Raw genomic sequence first — 17,230 nt, forward strand, 5'->3', positions numbered from 1 at the left:
TATTTACTTTTGTGGCATAATTATTCTAACAGAAGTATTAACTAAAAACTGAAAGCTAATGAAACAAGCAAAACGAGTGTTTTTGAGTTTCCTTACCCTGCTGTTTTGTACGGTGATGTATGCACAGACAACAGTTTCGGGTACAGTGGTCGATGAAACTGGCGAAACAGTCATCGGTGCCACGGTGAAGGAAAAAGGCACAGCGAACGGAACAGTGACCAACTTCGATGGTGAGTTCACTTTGAAAGTGGAGGCTGGCAAGGTGCTGGTGGTTACCTACATCGGTTATCAGCCACAGGAAGTGCCGGCAAAGAATGGCATGCGCGTGGAACTGAAGCCCGACAATCAGGTGCTGCAGGAAGTGGTGGTAACAGGTTATACCACTCAGCGCAAGATTGACTTGACGGGCGCTGTCTCGACGGTAAATATTGGTGAACTGGCCAAGCAGAACGAGAACAACCCCATGAAAGCTCTGCAAGGACGTGTGCCGGGTATGAACATCACAGCCGACGGTAATCCCTCGGGCGCCGCAACGGTACGTATTCGTGGTTTGGGTACGCTGAACAATAATGATCCTCTATATATTATAGATGGTGTGCCTACCAAGTCTGGTATGCACGAGCTGAACGGCAACGACATTGAGAGCATCCAGGTGCTGAAGGATGCCGCCTCGGCTTCTATCTATGGTTCGCGCGCTGCCAACGGTGTGATAATCATCACGACCAAGCGTGGCAAGGAAGGTAAGGTAAGGGTGGACTTTGACGGCAGCGTGGCTGCATCGTTCTATGCGCATAAGATAAAGACCCTGAATGCGCGTGAGTTTGGACAGGCCCTTTGGCAGGCCAACGTGAACGACGGCAAGGACCCCAATAAGAATATTGTGGGGTATAACTTTGACTGGGGCTACGACCAGAATGGTCATCCTCAGCTCTACGGTGTGACGATGGACAACTATCTGGACACCAATGGCACCCTTCATGCAGGTGATACCGACTGGTTTGACGAGGTGACTCGCACGGGCATCGTTCAGCAGTATAACCTCTCTGTGAGCAGTGGCTCGGAAAAGGGCAGCTCGTTCTTCTCTATGGGCTACTACGACAACAAGGGTACGATCAAAGAGTCGGAGTTCAGTAGACTTTCGGCACGTGCCAACACCGAGTATAAGCTGTTGGACGATATCGTCACTATTGGTGAGAACTTCACCCTGAACCGCACCAAGGGAACAGATGCTCCTGGCGACATACTTAGAAACGCCCTGCAGTTCAGTCCTAACTTCCCCATCTATGCTGAAAATGGTGAGTATGCTCAGCCCGTAGGCGCTTTCCCCGAGCGCGAGAATCCACTGAGCATGCTTTCAAGAACCAAAGACAACGAATACACCATGTGGCGTATCTTCGGTGATGCCCATATCAGTATCACACCGTTTAAGAACTTTATGATTCGTTCTACGATTGGCTTGGACTACAGTCAGAAGCAGCAGCGCAACTTCCAGTATCCGGTGGCTAATGGTAAGATAGCCAACTCGGAAACGGCAGCCGAGATGCGCCAGGAACATGCACAGCGCTGGATGTGGAACGCCATCGCTACGTATAATCTGGAGATTGGCAAGCACCGTGCTGATGCCATGGTTGGTACGGAGTTGAACCGTACTGACGATAACTGGAGTAATGCTCGCCGCTATGGGATGGCTGTGCTGACTACCGATTATATGTGGCCCACAGCAGGCTCTGGTCGACAAGTGGCCGAGGGCTCTGGCGGTGGCTTCTCGCTGGTATCTTTCTTCGGAAAAGCCAACTATACCTATAATGATACATACATGGCTTCTTTCACCTTACGTCGTGACGGTTCCAGCCGTTTCGGTAAGAACAACAGATATGGTACCTTCCCATCTGCATCAGCAGGCTGGCGTATCACTCAGGAGAAATTCATGGAAGGCACGCGAAGCTGGCTCGACGACCTGAAGGTGCGCTACTCTTGGGGTATGACCGGTAACCAGGAAATCTCGAATACCGCTCGCTTCACGATGTATGCACCTGTGGTTACGACAGAGTTGTGGAATGGTGCGGCCCCTGCAGGTACGGTTTACGACATCACCGGTAGTAATGGTGGCACCAACCTCCCCAGTGGCTATATCCGCAAGCAGATTGGTAACGAGGATATTAAATGGGAGACGACCATGCAGCATAACCTTGGTTTTGACTTCTCGCTCCTTAACAGAGATATTTATGGTAGCTTTGACTGGTTCTATAAGAAGACCACTGACATCCTTGTCGAGATGAAGGGTCTTGGCACACAGGGCGAAGGTTCTTCGCAGTGGATCAATGCCGGCGAGGTGAAGAACGTTGGTTGGGAGTTCTCGTTGGGCTATCGTCATAAACTGGCCAACGGTTTCTCTTGGGATATCACTGGTAACATCAGTAAGTACACCAACGAAGTGACCAAACTGCCTGAGACGGTTGCTGCGGCAGGTACCTATGGTGGCAATGGCGTGTTCAGCATCATCGGGCACCCCATGTATTCAGAGGTGGGCTATGTGGCCGACGGCTTGTTCCGTACGCAGGATGAGATTAGTAATCATGCCTCTCAGGAGGCTGCAGGACTGGGCCGCATCCGCTATCTTGATGTGGTTAAAGACGGCACTATCAACGAGAGTGACCAGGCTTGGATCTACAATCCCACACCCGACTTTACGTGGGGCTTGAATATATACTTGCAGTATAAGGACTGGGACCTGTCTATGTTCTGGCAGGGCGTTCAGGGCGTTGACGTCAACTGCTACGACTATAAGACGCAGACCGACTTCTGGACCAATACTTATGATAAGGTGAACCTTCCCTATCTGAACAAGGGCACCCGCGTTCTCGACGCATGGAGTCCTGCTAATCCTGGTAGCGACATCCCCGCGCTGAGCACCCGTGATGTTGCCAACGAAGGTCGCCTGTCTTCATACTATATCGAGGATGGCTCTTTTGCTAAGTTGCGTACCATTCAGTTGGGCTACAACTTGCCCAAGACGCTTGTCAGCAAGATGAAGATGGAACGTGTACGTCTCTATGCTTCAGCACAAAACCTGCTGACCATCAAGAGCAGCAAGTTTACTGGCGTAGATCCTGAGAACCCAGGCTTTGGCTATCCTATCCCCCTCAACCTCACATTCGGTATGAATGTATCGTTTTAACTGATAACTGATAATCGAAATTTGATCATTATGAAGACTATATATAAAGCAATTGTTGCATGTTGCGCATTTGGTGGCTTCACGTCATGCTCTGATTTCCTCGACGATCAATTGCCACAGGCTACACTGACAGAGGAACAGGCTAAGAACCCTGCCAATGCAGACAATATCCTGACGTCGGCGTATGCCGGCTTGGTAACCATCGAGGATATGAACGCTTCGTTCTCTTTGTGGAATTATGATACCCGCTCGGACGATGCTTATGTTGGTGGTGCAGACCACTCAGACGGTACGCCTTTCCACAATCTGGAACTGTGTACTGGTGTGATGACTACCGACTGGAACTTCAGTTCTATCTGGACTCGACTCTATAAGTATCTGTCGCGCGTTAATCTTTGTCTCAACGTGCTGTCGAATGGCGACCAGAACGATGCTGCCGTTCAAGAGCGCATAGCCGAGATGCGCTTCCTGCGTGCCTACGGTCATTTCCAGCTGAAACGACTGTTTAAGAAGATTCCTTTCGTCAATAAGCCCAATCTGGAAGAAGAGGATATTAAGAATATCTCAAACACTGAGTATAGTAACGACGAAGGTTGGATGCAGATTATCGAAGACTTGAACTATGCCTACGAGCATCTGCCTCAGACTCAGGCTGATAAAGGACGCCCTAATAAGTCGGCAGCCGCAGCCTTCCTGGCTAAGACCTATCTCTATAAAGCCTATCGTCAGGACGATGCCAATAGCAATCAGGTGACCAGCATCAATGAAGACGACCTGAAGAAGGTGGTGGAATACACCGAGCTCTCCCTGTATCGCGGCTATGATCTGGAGGGTGACTTGCACAATAACTTCCGTCCGGAGGAAGCTTATGAGAATGGTAAAGAGAGCATCTGGGCTATTCAATATTCAAAGAACGATGGCACTAACTATGGTAACCTGAACTTCTCTAACCGTCTGATTCCACCCGAGCTAGAAGGTATTCTGGGCGGTTGCGACTTCTACAAACCATCGCACAACCTGGTGAATGCCTATAAGACCGACTTTGAAGGTCATCCGATGTTCGATGAGGCTAATGCCACGGACTATGCTGTGCTTGTGGGAAAGACCGTCGGCAACAGTCAGACTGTTGACCCACGACTCTTCATCACCGTAGGTATGCCTGGCACACAGTTTATGTTCAACCCCAGTCCTAAGCTCACCATCGGAGAAGGTAAACCTTGGAGCCGTTCAAATGGCAACTATGGCAACTTCATCTCTCTGAAGCAGTGTGTTGATCCCGACCTGACAGACAAGTATATCTTCAATGCAGACAACCAGTGGGCTACATCGATGAACCGCATCGTGTTCCGCTATGCTGATGTGCTGCTCATGCGTGCAGAAGCATTGGCACAGTTGAACAAGACCGGCGAGGCTATCCAGCTGGTGAACAAGCTTCGCAATCGCGCCAAGAGCATGCAGTCCAGCAGTGTTGTGGCCAACTATCCCAGCACTCTGAATGTGCGTTACAATGTGAAACCTTACGAAGGCACTTACGACAAAGCCCAGACTTTGAACATTGTCAAGATGGAACGCCGTCTGGAACTGGCCATGGAGTGCGAGCGCTTCTTCGACCTTGTACGATGGGGTGAGGCAGCCAGCGTAATCAATAGCTTCTATGCCAGTGAGAGTAAGAGCGCTAAATTCCTAGAGGGTGCACAGTTTGTGGCCGATAAGAACGAATACCTGCCTATTCCTCATGAACAGATGGCTGCTTCTAATGGTAAGTACACTCAAAACTGTGGTAATTGGTAAAATGAACATAAAACGGAATATTATGAAGACTAAAATATTTAATATCATATGTGCATTGATGGTGGCCTGTGGGTTTGCTGCCTGCTCTGACGACCGTACGGGTAGTCTCAGTGTGGATGGCGACTGTCTGGTGCAGAAGTTTGTGCTAAACGATAAGTACGAGGGAACCATTGATATGGCGACTAAACTAATAAAAGTAAAGGTACCTGTCGATTTTATGGCTAAGAACGACATGGTTGTAACCAGTCTGATTGTTTCGCCAGGTGCCACCAGCAGCATGAAGCAGGGCGACCACATTAACGTGGAGGCCGACCAAACATTGCGCATCACCAATGGCGACCTGATGATGGAGTATCGCATTGCCGTACGTAACGATGAGGCCAAACTTTATAATTTCTACCTCTCGGGCATTAAGGGTGCTATCAATGAGGACGATAAAACCATCACGGTTTATGTGTTGGGCATCAGTGGTATCGACTTGAGCAATGCTTCCTTTACCGTGGACAATAGCGAGGATGCTGTCAGCTTCCCTGCCAGTGGTTCAACGGCTGATTTCAGTGATCCTGAAAATCCGTTCCAGTTGACGCTGAACGACGGTACGGCCACGAATACCTATACCGTGAAGATTGTGCTTATCGACAAGCCCGTGGCTATCTTTGCAGGTAATGCAGCAAACGTTGACGACCTGAAGGACGAAGAGAAGGCTGCAGCCAAATGGCTGACCAGTAATATTCAGGGCTCGGCTTATGTCTCTTGGGAACAGATAGCCAACTTCGATGGACTGTTGGACGAGTGTAAGTTTATCTTCTTCCACCGCCAGACGGGTGCCTATACTTCTTTCTCTGGTTTTGAGGGAGGTGAGAAGAGTGCCATGGAGGCATTGCCAAAGTTGAAGGAATACTGGAAGAAAGGTGGCGCTTTCGTGCTGCAGCGCATGGGCGTTAACCTGGCAGCGGCATTGGGCGCTATGCCACAAGACGGTTGTCCAAACAACTGTTGGGGTGGCAATGGCGAAGGTGGTCCACAGATGGGCGACGATCCCTGGACGCTTCCCGTATTCGACAAGAGTCATGCTTTGTGGCAGGGACTTGTTGTCAACCCGGCTAACCCCGAGGCTATCTACACGCTTGATAAGGACTACACCATCTGTAACTCTGCATCACAGTACCACTGGGATGGCGTTTCAGACGACGCTCTCTATCAGAAGTTCGACGAAGTGACAGGTGGAAAGGCACGCCGCCTGACAGGTCATGGCAACGAGATTTCTTCTTGGGAACTGAAAAACTACAATGGTGAGTTTGGAAAGGGTGGTATCATCTGTTTCGGTGCTGGTCTGCTCGACTGGTATTCTCCTACAGACTATACTTCTGTTTACCATGAGAATATGGGCAAAATACTGATGAATGCCTATCATTATCTCACCGGTGAGTAATCAATAACTGTCTAACCTTATTTAAATAGAACAATATGAACACTTTAATCATAAACAAATTGCCCAACACAATGACAGTGATGAGTCTTTGCTTGGCTGCCATCGCGCTCTTCTCTTGCTCTGACGACAAGATAGTGGGTGATCCTGCCAAGGACTGGAGTAGCAGCGAAGAGCGTTATACGCCAGTTGACGAGAATGCCTTCTTGACTTACTTTAAGCCTGCACTCGGACGCGTTGGCGACCCAATGCCTTTCTACGATCAGAAGGCAGGCAACTTCAAGGTGATGTACCTGCAGGACTATGACGACAATGCTAAGTATTGCTTCCACCCCTATTGGGGCGTTCAGACCACCGATGGCTGCAACTATCAGTCAATAGGCGAGGTACTGGCCGTGGGAAGTAATGACTATCAGCAGGATGCTGCGCTGGGTACGGGCTGCTGCTACTACAACGAAAGCGAGGGCCTGTACTACATCTACTATACTGGTGAGAACCCCGACTGCAAGGATCGCCAGGTTGTGATGCGTGCCACATCGGCCGACTTTAAGACCTGGACTCGCGACAACCTTTGGCAGTTGCATGGACCTGACTATGGCTATTCTGGCTGGGACTTCCGTGACCCACAGATATTTGTGGCCGACGATGGCCTCTATCATATGGTAATCTCTACGGCTCCTTCTTATGGCGGCGATCCTAAATTTGCCGACTTTAAGTCTGCTGATATGAAAAACTGGGAGCACGTAGGACAGTTCAATATGGTGTGGGAACGCATGTGCGAATGTCCTGATGTGTTCAAGATGGGCGACTGGTGGTATCTAGTGTTCAGCGAAGGCCAGGCCGTCAATTGGAGTCGTAAGATGAAGTATGTCAAGGCCAAGAGCTGGGAAGAGCTGAAAGCCTGTCTGAATGATCCTAAAGTATGGCCCGACTATAAGGAGGGCGTGTTGGATAGCCGTGGCTTCTATGCCGGTAAGACAGCTTCGAACGGCACCGACCGCTATATATGGGGATGGTGTCCTTACCGTTCGGGTGCAGACATCGATGCCAAGAATGTCAATGTGGGCGCTGGTGGCGAACCTAACTGGGGTGGCGCACTGGTTTGTCATAAGATTATTCAGCATGAAGACGGAACCATCTCGTTGGGCGAGGTGCCTGCAATGGCAGCAAAGTACAACAAGCAGCAGAACCTACAGGTGGTGGCCAGCAATGGCTATGACAACAGTCAACTCACTGGTGAAGGTGCCTACGTGATGTTCAACCGACTGGGCTATCACAACCATATCAGCATGACGGTGAAGACCGAAGGCGATGCCGACCGATTCGGTATCTCGCTGGTACGTAGTGCCAATGCCAAGAAGTACTACACCATGATGGTTAACCCCGAGGCCGGTGGCGCAAAGCGTAAGGTGAACTTCGAACAGGAGGGTGAGGAAGGTAAAGGTTTCATCGAGGCTATCGATGGCTACGAGGTGCCACGTCCTGAGGATAATACCTATCAGATTGATATCTACACCGACAACTCGGTTTGTGTGATGTACATCAACGATAATGTTTGCTACACCAACCGTATCTATGGCATACAGAACAACAACTGGAGCATCAATAGTTATGGCGGTGCGGTGACTGTTAGCAATGTTAAGGTCACTCAATATTAAATTAATACTATTATGAATGTCTGGGGAACAAACATCATCAATGGCCTCGCTGCCGTGATGATGTTCTCCCTGCCTTCCAACAATTAGGAAAATATTCGTTCAATGTGCGCAAAAATGTTGCTATGAACGAATTTTCCTATTGTTTGTAACAAGAATGATAACTGAAAAGGAAAAAAACACTTACTTTTGCATCGAACAACAGTAAAATATAGGTTATTTGGTAAAAGGTTTGGTGATAATGTAAGGGTAAGAGATTGCGTTCAGGATAACATTGATATTGAAACTAAAAACTCGAATATATGAACGCAAAAAAGTTATTATCATTCTTGACAGCCATTGCGATGGCAACAGGTATAACGGCACATGTGTCGCCCATTGTGCTGGGCGACAGTCATGCCATGTTGAAGATTACAGAAAACTCACGCTATCTTTTGATTCCAATACAGGAAACCGAAGATATCGCTTCTATTGCCGTGCTGGATGCATATAATAATATGGTGAAACGGCTCAACGTGAAGTTGGCCATTGATCGTGTGGACTATTGGGTGCCATACGAGCTGAATGATGCCTGCCTAATGGATATAGAGTTTCACGGAGACCGTCGCCAGAAGGGTGCCGTCAGCGAGTTTGTTTGCTGGCGCGACATGGCCTATTCCGACACTTTCGATGTGGCTAACCGTGAGCATTTCCGTCCACTTTATCATCACACCCCGCAGTATGGATGGATGAACGATCCCAATGGCATGTTTTATATGCCGTCATCGCCGACAGGCAACGATGGGCAGGCAGGTGCTGCCGGTGGTGTCTGGCACCTTTATTATCAGTATAATCCTTATGGCTCGCAGTGGGAGAACATGCACTGGGGGCACTCTACCTCGCGCGACCTGATTCATTGGGAATCACAACCCATTGCCCTTGAGCCCGACTGGCTGGGCAGCATCTTCAGTGGTTCGTGTGTAACCGCCGGCGACTCGGTGGTGGCATTCTATACTTCTGCCGGTATGCACCAGACGCAGTCTATGGCTGTATCGAAGGATGGCGGACGCAGCTTCAAGAAGTTTTCTGGCAATCCCGTGATGTTTACCAGCGATGTGCCCGATTTCCGCGATCCGAATGCCTTCTGGAACGAGGATGCCCAGATGTGGAATCTGATACTGGCTGCCGGTCAGGAGATGCGCATCTACTCATCGCACGACCTGAAAGAGTGGAAGTACGAGAGCGCTTTTGGCAAGGAGTATGGCAACCATAGCGGTGTATGGGAGTGTCCCGACTTATTCAAGATTGACGACAAGTGGGTGCTGATTTGTAATATCAACCCCGGTGGCCCCTTTGGAGGCAGTGCGACACAGTATTTCATTGGTCATTTTGATGGTCATAAGTTCACCTGCGAGTCGATGCCAAAGGTCACCAAATGGATGGATTATGGCAAAGACCACTATGCCACGGTATCGTTCTACAACGCCCCTGAGAACCGTAGGGTGGTGCTGGCATGGATGAGCAATTGGCAATATGCCAACCAGGTGCCTACAAAGCAGTTCCGCTCTGCAAACAGCATCCCTCGTGACCTAGGGCTGTTTACCTGTGGCGAGGAGACCTATCTCAGTGTGGTTCCTGCCAAAGAGATGTTGGCCCTTCGTGGTCAAAAGGTGAAACATCCCACGGAGGCTTGCGAGATTGTGGTTGACGTGAAATCACAGGCCGAGATTGTTCTTTCTAATGTAAAGGGCGAGCAGGTGGTGATGACCTACGATGCCGTCAAGCAGCAGTTCTCGATGGACCGCACGAAGTCTTGTGATGCTAGTTTCAGCGAGAGCTTCCCTTGTGTGACCGTTGCACCAACCTATGGACACATCAAACAGTTACGCATCTTTATTGACCGATGCAGCATCGAGGTGTTCGATGCCGATGGCAAGATGGCTATGACGAATCTGGTGTTCCCTGCCGAGCCTTATAATAATATAAAGGTGAAGGGTGGAAAGGCCGTTGTATATCAAATTAATAATTAAGGATTGAAAATTGAATGATATGAAACAAAATAAGTCTATTTATCTGATTCCTGTGATGCTCTGCTTTTTCTGCATGGGCTTCGTGGACTTGGTGGGCATCGCCTCCAATTATGTGAAGAGGGATTTGTTGCTGAGCGACTCGGTGGCTAACGTGTTTCCTTCGTTGGTATTCTTCTGGTTCTTGATCTTCAGTGTACCTACAGGCATGCTGATGAATAAGATAGGTCGCAAAAAGACCGTGTTGCTGTCGCTTGTCGTCACGGTGGTGTCTTTGCTGTTGCCACTGTTTGGTGAGACCTTTGGCATCATGTTGGTGGCATTCTCTCTGCTGGGCATTGGCAATGCCTTGATGCAGACGTCGCTCAATCCGCTGGTATCTACCGTGATGGGGGGTGGCAATCTGGCTTCAACGCTCACCTTCGGACAGTTTGTAAAAGCCATCGCCTCGTTCTCGGCTCCTTACCTAGCTATGTGGGGCGCCACAATGGTGATACCTGAGTTTGGACTTTCTTGGCGCGTGTTGTTTGGCATCTTCTTCATAGTGGGTGTGCTTTCCACCATCCTGCTTTTTGTAACACCAATTGACGAGCCCGCTCCTGAGGGCAAGGCTTCTTCGTTTATGGAATGTCTGAAACTGCTGGGTACGCCTATCGTTCTGCTGTCGTTCCTGGGTATCATGTGTCACGTGGGCATCGATGTGGGAACCAATACCACAGCGCCAAAGATTCTGATGGAACGTCTTGGCATGACCCTTGATGAGGCTGCCTTCGCCACCTCGCTATATTTCATCTTCCGTACGGTGGGATGTCTCACTGGCTCGTTTTTCCTGCGTGTGCTGAGGATGCGCACTTTCTTCATTGTCAGTATTGTTATGATGGCCCTGTCAATGTTGTTGCTGTTCATCGGACAGGCACAGTGGGAACTCTATCTTGCCATTGCTTTGGTTGGTTATGGCAACTCGAACGTGTTCTCGATGTGTTTCGCTACAGCACTGGAGTCGATGCCCGACAAGCAGAACGAGGTGAGTGGCTTGATGATTATGGGACTCTTTGGCGGCACCATCTTCCCACTGCTCATGGGCTTCATGAGCGATGGCTTTGGTCAGGCTGGTGCAGTTGTCGTGATGGCAGTAGGCGTCATCTATCTCTTTACGTATATCAAACAATTAAAAACCGCATAGAACTATGAATCAGAAACGTTATGTAGTAGGACTTGGCGAGGTCTTGTGGGACATGCTTCCCGAGGGAAAGAAACTGGGTGGCGCACCTGCCAACTTCGCATATCATGCCGGACAGTTCCTGGGCATGGATAATACGATTGCCGTTAGCGCTCTGGGACAGGATGAACTGGCTGAGGAGACGCTTTTGGCGCTACGCCAACACAACCTCAATGATTTGTTGCCACGTGTGCCTTATCCCACAGGTACGGTGCAGGTGCAACTTGACGAAGAAGGTGTTCCCAGTTATGATATAAAAGAAAATGTGGCCTGGGATAATATTCCCTTCGATCAAGATATTGCTGAGATTGCCCGTAACTGTCGTGCCGTGTGCTTCGGTTCGTTGGCTCAGCGTCATGAGGTGAGTCGCCGCACTATCCAGCAGTTCCTAGATGCTACACCTGCCGACTGCCTGAAAATCTTCGATATCAACCTGCGTCAGCAGTTCTATACGAAAGAGATTATCAAAGAGTCGCTGCAGCGCTGCAACATCTTGAAGATCAACGACGAGGAACTCGTTTTGATAGGACGCATGTTCGGTTATCCCGGTCTTGATATGGAGAACAAGTGCTGGCTCATCCTCGGCAAGTACAACCTCGACATGTTGGTGCTGACTTGCGGTACTAATGGCTCGTATGTGTTCACACCTGGTCAGATGTCGTTCCAGGAGACGCCCAAGGTTAAGGTGGCCGACACCGTTGGTGCAGGCGACTCGTTCACGGGTTCGTTTGTGGGTTCTATCCTCAATGGCAAGTGTGTGCCCGATGCGCATCACACCGCCGTTCAGGTTTCGGCCTATGTGTGTACGCAGAATGGTGCCATGCCTGAGATACCATCAGAGTTTGTGAAGTAAAATCAGATATTGCGCTTCAGGCGCTTCAAATGTTCACGGGGATGTGTCAAAACAGACGCATCCCCGTGTTCTTTTTTTTTCGATGCGTGTGTGATATCTTGATGCGTAATACGGCGCCTTTGGGGGTCTCAGGGAATAGGAAAACCACCCTGAAGACGTGCCTCCTCGCACTCTTTTCTTTGGAAAGACTTGGCAGTTTGGGATTTTTGTCATACCTTTGCGCGTTGGTAACTAACAACCAAAAACAACAATGAAACGACTATTACTCTTTGCATGTGCCCTGGTGGCCATGACCGTGCAGGCACAGACTGCACGCAAGTTCACAGTAAACATCACGCCCGACGGGGCTTCAAACATGGTGGCCTATCTGCCCGACATGCCGACGGGTAGGGCTGTGGTCGATTGTCCTGGCGGTGGCTATAGTCACCTGGCTCTTCAGCACGAGGGACACGACTGGGCTGAGTATTTCAATAAGCAGGGCATTGCCTACTTTGTGTTGACATATCGCATGCCGAAGGGCGATAGAAATATCCCGCTGAGCGACGCGCAGACGGCCATCCGCATGGTGCGCGACTCGGCCGATTTCTGGCATGTGAACCCCTACGACGTGGGTATCATGGGCTTCTCGGCAGGCGGTCATCTGGCTTCGTCGGTATCTACACATAGCGAGTTTGACTGTCGCCCCAACTTCAGCATCCTGTTCTATCCCGTCATCTCAATAAATCCGCGCGAGGGCCATCGCGGTAGCAGCGAGGGATTCCTGGGAAAAGATGGCATGGAGAACGAGCAGCTGGTGAAGCAGTGGTCTAACCAGAATGCGGTGCGCCGTCATCTGACACCGCCAGCCGTTATCTTCACGGCCAGCGACGACCAGGTGGTGCCTGTGGTGAACAACTGTCTGCGCTACTATGAGTCGATGCGCCGTGCCGGCAACGACTGTGCCATGTATATCTATCCCACGGGCGGTCACGGCTTTGGCTTCCGCGACAGTTGGACGTACCACCAGCAGATGCTGAACGACCTCACCACATGGCTCGACACACACAAGGCGCCTCGCAGGGATGCCATCCGCGTGGCATGTATCGGCAACAGCATCACCGATGGTTCGGGCATCGACATGGCCGACCTGAAAGGTTATCCCGCACAACTGCAGAAGATACTGGGCAAGGGCTATCATGTGAAGAACTATGGCGTGGGCGCACGCACCATGCTGAACAATGGTGACCATCCTTACATGATAGAGCAGGCATGGCGCGATGCACAGGCCTTCCAACCCAATATCGTTGTCATTAAACTGGGTACAAACGATTCGAAGGATTTCATCTGGAGCAAGCACTCGAAAGAGTTTGCACGTGACATGCAGACGATGATCAACACGCTGCGTAAGTTGCCCTCTAATCCGCAGATCTATCTCTGTACGCCCATCAAGGCCTTCCGCGACCAGTGGGGCATCACCGACTCTGTCATCGTCAACGGCGTCATTCCTGCCATCCAGCAGGTGGCTAAGAAGAACAAACTGCCCATCATCGACCTCCATGCTGTGCTCACCGACGAGGCCAGCATGACGCGCGATATGATACATCCCAACGAGAAGGGAGCAGGACAGATGGCCAAGGCCATTGCGGATGCTATCAAGCTTAAATAATAATAAAAAGAAAGAAAAGTGAAGATTTTCTTTGCAATTTGATAGAATATTCGTACCTTTGCACGCAGAACAAATTACTCGGGGTGCTTTTTGCTTACCTTTCTTATTAAAATAAGAAGAAATGCAGGAGGCTGAGATTATACCCATTGACCTGATGCAGGTAATGCTGCCGTAGGGAATGAGCACTGATTATAATTATAAACCTCGGGTAAGGACCGCCAATGGGTCTTTGCCCGAGCTTTTTTTGTTTAAGGGTTATGACTATTAAACTGAATGGGAAAGAACAGCAGACAGCGGCTGCTACATTAGAAGAACTGGCACATGAACTAGGATTGCCTGAAAAGGGCATCGCCATGGCGATGGAGATGAGAATGGTACCGCGACAAGCGTGGGCTGAGACATGCCTCAACGCTGGTAGCGAAGTGATAATTATTAAAGCTGCTTGTGGCGGATGATACAGTTTATTAGTCATTACAACGACCAGTATAATTATTTGGACACGATTGCTCTGGCCCTGCAAGGCGGATGCCGATGGGTGCAGCTGCGCATGAAGAACGCCCCCATTGAGGAAGTAAGACGGGCCGCAAAGCTGGCACAGGTGATGTGTCAAAACGCTGGCGCCACGCTGATCATTGACGATCACGTAGAGTTGGTAAAAGAACTGCATGCCGACGGTGTCCATCTGGGACTGAACGATATGCCGATAGCCGAGGCACGTCGCCTGTTGGGCGATGGCTATATCATTGGTGGCACGGCCAATACGTTCGACGACGTGAAAGCACACGCTGAGGCTGGAGCTGACTATATAGGATGCGGCCCATTTCGGTTCACCACCACCAAAGAGCGCTTGTCGCCGGTGTTGGGACTTGAGGGCTACCGACAAATCACGGAACGGATGAGAAACGAGCATATCGACCTGCCCATCGTCGCCATTGGCGGCATCACAGCAGCTGATGTGCCCAGCATTATGAAGACCGGCGTGACGGGGATTGCCATCAGTGGTGCAGTCATCAATGCGGTGGACCCCGTCGATGAAATGAAAAGATTGATAAAGATTGTAGATAATGAGTAAATTAGTAATCGCAGGTCGTGAGTTCAACTCGCGCCTGTTTCTGGGAACGGGAAAGTTTAACAACAACGCCCTGATGGCAGAGGCTATCAAGGCTAGTGAGACGGAAATGGTGACGGTGGCTATGAAGCGCATCGAACTCGGTGATAAGGATGACGACCTGCTGACACACATCACACAGAACAAAAACATACAGCTGTTGCCCAACACGTCGGGCGTGCGCAATGCTGAGGAAGCTATCTTTGCAGCCCAGATGGCACGAGAGGCCTTCGGCACCAACTGGCTGAAGCTGGAGATCCATCCCGACCCACGCTATCTCTTGCCCGACTCGGTAGAGACACTGAAGGCCACCGAGCAACTGGTGAAACTGGGTTTCGTGGTGTTGCCCTACTGTCAGGCAGATCCCACGCTGTGCAAACACCTGGAGGAGGCTGGCGCAGCAACCGTTATGCCGCTGGCTGCCCCCATCGGCACCAACAAAGGACTGCGCATGAAGGACTTCCTGCAGATCATTATAGACCAGGCCACCGTGCCCGTGGTGGTAGATGCAGGTATTGGCGCACCCAGTCATGCGGCCGAAGCCATGGAGATGGGTGCCGACTGCTGTCTGGTGAACACAGCCATTGCCGTAGCTGGCGACCCCGTACGCATGGCCGACGCCTTCCGTCAGGCCGTGATTGCTGGCCGACAGGCCTACGAAGCAGGTCTAGGTGCCATTGCCGACTGCGCCGAAGCCACCAGTCCTCTAACAGCTTTTCTTAACGCTTAATTTATTTAAAACAAAGTATGATCAACGACCATAAAGCTTACGCTCAACGTGAAAAGGCCTATATGCAAGGCACTATCCATCCCAGTGTGAAAGTGGGTATGACCAAGGTGAACCTGACGCCTACTGTGACACGAGATAAAAATGGAAAGACACACACAGAAACCAACGCACCAATATATATATATGACACCAGCGGTCCTTACACCGACCCTCATTATACGGTGGATTTAAAGAAAGGACTGCCACGCATGCGCCAGCAGTGGATAGATGAACGTAAGGCGAAAGGACTGGGTATCACCCAGATGGCTTGCGCCAAGGCGGGCATCATCACACCCGAGATGGAGTATGTGGCTATTCGTGAGAACATGAACTGCGAGTCACTGGGCATCAAGACGCATATTACTCCAGAATATGTGCGCGACGAGGTGGCTCGCGGACGTGCCGTCATCCCTGCAAACATCTATCACCCTGAGAGCGAACCGATGATTATCGGTCGCAACTTTGCTGTGAAGATTAATACGAATATTGGCAACTCGGCCACCACGTCGTCTATTGACGAGGAAGTGGACAAGGCTGTCTGGTCGTGTAAGTGGGGTGGCGACACACTGATGGATCTATCGACGGGTAACAATATCCATGAGACGCGCGAATGGATTCTTCGCAACTGTCCTGTGCCCGTTGGCACGGTGCCCATCTATCAGGCACTGGAGAAAGTTGATGGTAAGGTGGAAGACCTCTCGTGGGAGGTCTATCGCGACACACTCATTGAGCAGTGCGAACAGGGTGTGGACTACTTCACAATTCATGCAGGCATTCGTCGTCACAACGTGCATTTGGCCGACAGCCGCCTGTGCGGCATCGTGAGTCGTGGCGGTAGCATCATGAGCAAGTGGTGCCTGTTGCACGACAATGAGAGCTTCCTCTACGAGCACTTTGATGACATCTGCGACATTGTGGCAAAATATGATGTAGCCCTGTCGCTGGGCGACGGTCTGCGCCCTGGTTGTACGGCCGATGCCAACGATGCTGCTCAGTTTGCTGAGCTCGACACCATGGGCGAACTGGTGGTACGCGCCTGGGAGAAGAATGTGCAGGCCTTCATCGAGGGTCCCGGTCATGTGCCCATGCAGAAGATTCGCGAGAATATGGAGCGTCAGTTGGTGAAATGCCACGAGGCTCCTTTCTATACACTCGGTCCCATCGTGACCGACATTGCGCCTGGCTACGACCACATCACCAGTGCCATCGGTGGTGCACAGATAGCCTGGATGGGCACGGCCATGCTTTGCTACGTGACGCCGAAAGAGCACCTGGCGCTGCCTAACAAGGATGATGTGCGCGCAGGTATTATCGCCTATAAGATTGCGGCTCACGCTGCCGATCTGGCCAAGGGGCATCCTGGTGCCTGCATCCGCGACAACGCCCTTTCGAAGGCTCGCTTCGAGTTCCGCTGGCGCGATCAGTTCCACCTCTCGCTCGATCCCGATCTGGCACTGCAATATTTCGAAGAGGCAGGTCACACCGATGGTGAATACTGCACCATGTGCGGTCCTAACTTCTGTGCTGCCAAGCTGACGCACGACTTGAGGAAGTTGAAGAAATAAGACAGAGCACTG

Annotated in this window: 12 protein-coding genes and 1 riboswitch; all 12 genes read left to right on the forward strand. The window is 50.6% G+C overall.

The window, feature by feature from the left end; translation table 11 throughout:
- Window positions 1–58 precede the first annotated feature (58 nt).
- The 12 genes from T496_RS0100955 to thiC all read left to right on the forward strand — a co-directional run bounded on the left by T496_RS0100955 (window position 59) and on the right by thiC (window position 17,218).
- The gene (locus tag T496_RS0100955) at window positions 59–3,178 is read left to right on the forward strand and encodes a SusC/RagA family TonB-linked outer membrane protein (protein ID WP_027449077.1); all 3,120 of its coding nucleotides are present in this window, start codon (window positions 59–61) and stop codon (window positions 3,176–3,178) included.
- Between the two features lie 30 nt (window positions 3,179–3,208).
- A complete protein-coding gene (locus T496_RS0100960) occupies window positions 3,209–4,969 on the forward strand; it encodes a RagB/SusD family nutrient uptake outer membrane protein (protein WP_044110300.1) in 1,761 nt (586 codons plus the stop codon).
- 22 nt (window positions 4,970–4,991) lie between these two features.
- Window positions 4,992–6,401: a DUF4960 domain-containing protein gene (locus tag T496_RS0100965; protein WP_197018911.1), complete on the forward strand. Its 1,410-nt coding sequence runs from the start codon at window positions 4,992–4,994 to the stop codon at window positions 6,399–6,401.
- Between the two features lie 71 nt (window positions 6,402–6,472).
- Entirely contained in the window at window positions 6,473–8,056 is a 1,584-nt protein-coding gene (locus T496_RS0100970; protein ID WP_044110302.1) for a glycoside hydrolase family 32 protein, read from the forward strand.
- A gap of 299 nt (window positions 8,057–8,355) precedes the next feature.
- Window positions 8,356–10,062, forward strand: coding sequence for a DUF4980 domain-containing protein (locus T496_RS0100975; protein WP_027449081.1), 1,707 nt, complete (start codon window positions 8,356–8,358; stop codon window positions 10,060–10,062).
- Between the two features lie 19 nt (window positions 10,063–10,081).
- A complete protein-coding gene (locus T496_RS0100980; protein ID WP_027449082.1) occupies window positions 10,082–11,242 on the forward strand; it encodes an MFS transporter in 1,161 nt (386 codons plus the stop codon).
- A 4-nt stretch (window positions 11,243–11,246) separates the two neighbouring features.
- Window positions 11,247–12,131, forward strand: coding sequence for a carbohydrate kinase family protein (locus tag T496_RS0100985; protein WP_027449083.1), 885 nt, complete (start codon window positions 11,247–11,249; stop codon window positions 12,129–12,131).
- A gap of 250 nt (window positions 12,132–12,381) precedes the next feature.
- Complete coding sequence (gene axeA1, locus T496_RS0100990; RefSeq protein ID WP_027449084.1) at window positions 12,382–13,776, forward strand: acetylxylan esterase AxeA1; 1,395 nt, start codon at window positions 12,382–12,384, stop codon at window positions 13,774–13,776.
- 69 nt (window positions 13,777–13,845) lie between these two features.
- Window positions 13,846–13,971: riboswitch (TPP riboswitch) on the forward strand.
- A 62-nt stretch (window positions 13,972–14,033) separates the two neighbouring features.
- Window positions 14,034–14,231 carry a sulfur carrier protein ThiS gene (gene thiS / locus T496_RS0100995; RefSeq protein WP_027449085.1) on the forward strand — a complete coding sequence of 66 codons (198 nt, stop codon included), beginning with the start codon at window positions 14,034–14,036 and terminating at the stop codon, window positions 14,229–14,231.
- Window positions 14,228–14,848, forward strand: a complete 621-nt coding sequence (locus tag T496_RS0101000; RefSeq protein WP_044108979.1) for a thiamine phosphate synthase — start codon at window positions 14,228–14,230, stop codon at window positions 14,846–14,848. Before thiS ends, T496_RS0101000 begins: the two co-directional genes overlap by 4 nt.
- Window positions 14,841–15,614 (forward strand): thiazole synthase, encoded by a 774-nt coding sequence (locus T496_RS0101005; RefSeq protein WP_027449087.1) that lies wholly within the window; start codon window positions 14,841–14,843, stop codon window positions 15,612–15,614. The genes T496_RS0101000 and T496_RS0101005 overlap by 8 nt, the downstream gene beginning before the upstream one ends.
- 17 nt (window positions 15,615–15,631) lie before the next feature.
- A complete protein-coding gene (gene thiC / locus T496_RS0101010) occupies window positions 15,632–17,218 on the forward strand; it encodes a phosphomethylpyrimidine synthase ThiC (protein ID WP_027449088.1) in 1,587 nt (528 codons plus the stop codon).
- Window positions 17,219–17,230: the final 12 nt, after the last annotated feature.

Origin of the sequence: Xylanibacter brevis P6B11 (assembly GCF_000621825.1) — a bacterium.
GTDB lineage: Bacteria > Bacteroidota > Bacteroidia > Bacteroidales > Bacteroidaceae > Prevotella > Prevotella brevis.

What these genes read in the sequence shown, in the direction of transcription:
- T496_RS0100970 (WP_044110302.1), top strand. Translation starts at nt 6,473, where the DNA reads ATGACAGTGATGAGTCTTTGCTTGGCTGCCATCGCGCTCTTCTCTTGC.
- T496_RS0100975 (WP_027449081.1), top strand. Translation starts at nt 8,356, where the DNA reads ATGAACGCAAAAAAGTTATTATCATTCTTGACAGCCATTGCGATGGCA.
- thiC (WP_027449088.1), top strand. Translation starts at nt 15,632, where the DNA reads ATGATCAACGACCATAAAGCTTACGCTCAACGTGAAAAGGCCTATATG.
- T496_RS0100985 (WP_027449083.1), top strand. Translation starts at nt 11,247, where the DNA reads ATGAATCAGAAACGTTATGTAGTAGGACTTGGCGAGGTCTTGTGGGAC.
- T496_RS0100960 (WP_044110300.1), top strand. Translation starts at nt 3,209, where the DNA reads ATGAAGACTATATATAAAGCAATTGTTGCATGTTGCGCATTTGGTGGC.
- thiS (WP_027449085.1), top strand. Translation starts at nt 14,034, where the DNA reads ATGACTATTAAACTGAATGGGAAAGAACAGCAGACAGCGGCTGCTACA.
- T496_RS0100980 (WP_027449082.1), top strand. Translation starts at nt 10,082, where the DNA reads ATGAAACAAAATAAGTCTATTTATCTGATTCCTGTGATGCTCTGCTTT.
- T496_RS0100955 (WP_027449077.1), top strand. Translation starts at nt 59, where the DNA reads ATGAAACAAGCAAAACGAGTGTTTTTGAGTTTCCTTACCCTGCTGTTT.
- T496_RS0101000 (WP_044108979.1), top strand. Translation starts at nt 14,228, where the DNA reads ATGATACAGTTTATTAGTCATTACAACGACCAGTATAATTATTTGGAC.
- T496_RS0100965 (WP_197018911.1), top strand. Translation starts at nt 4,992, where the DNA reads ATGAAGACTAAAATATTTAATATCATATGTGCATTGATGGTGGCCTGT.
- T496_RS0101005 (WP_027449087.1), top strand. Translation starts at nt 14,841, where the DNA reads ATGAGTAAATTAGTAATCGCAGGTCGTGAGTTCAACTCGCGCCTGTTT.
- axeA1 (WP_027449084.1), top strand. Translation starts at nt 12,382, where the DNA reads ATGAAACGACTATTACTCTTTGCATGTGCCCTGGTGGCCATGACCGTG.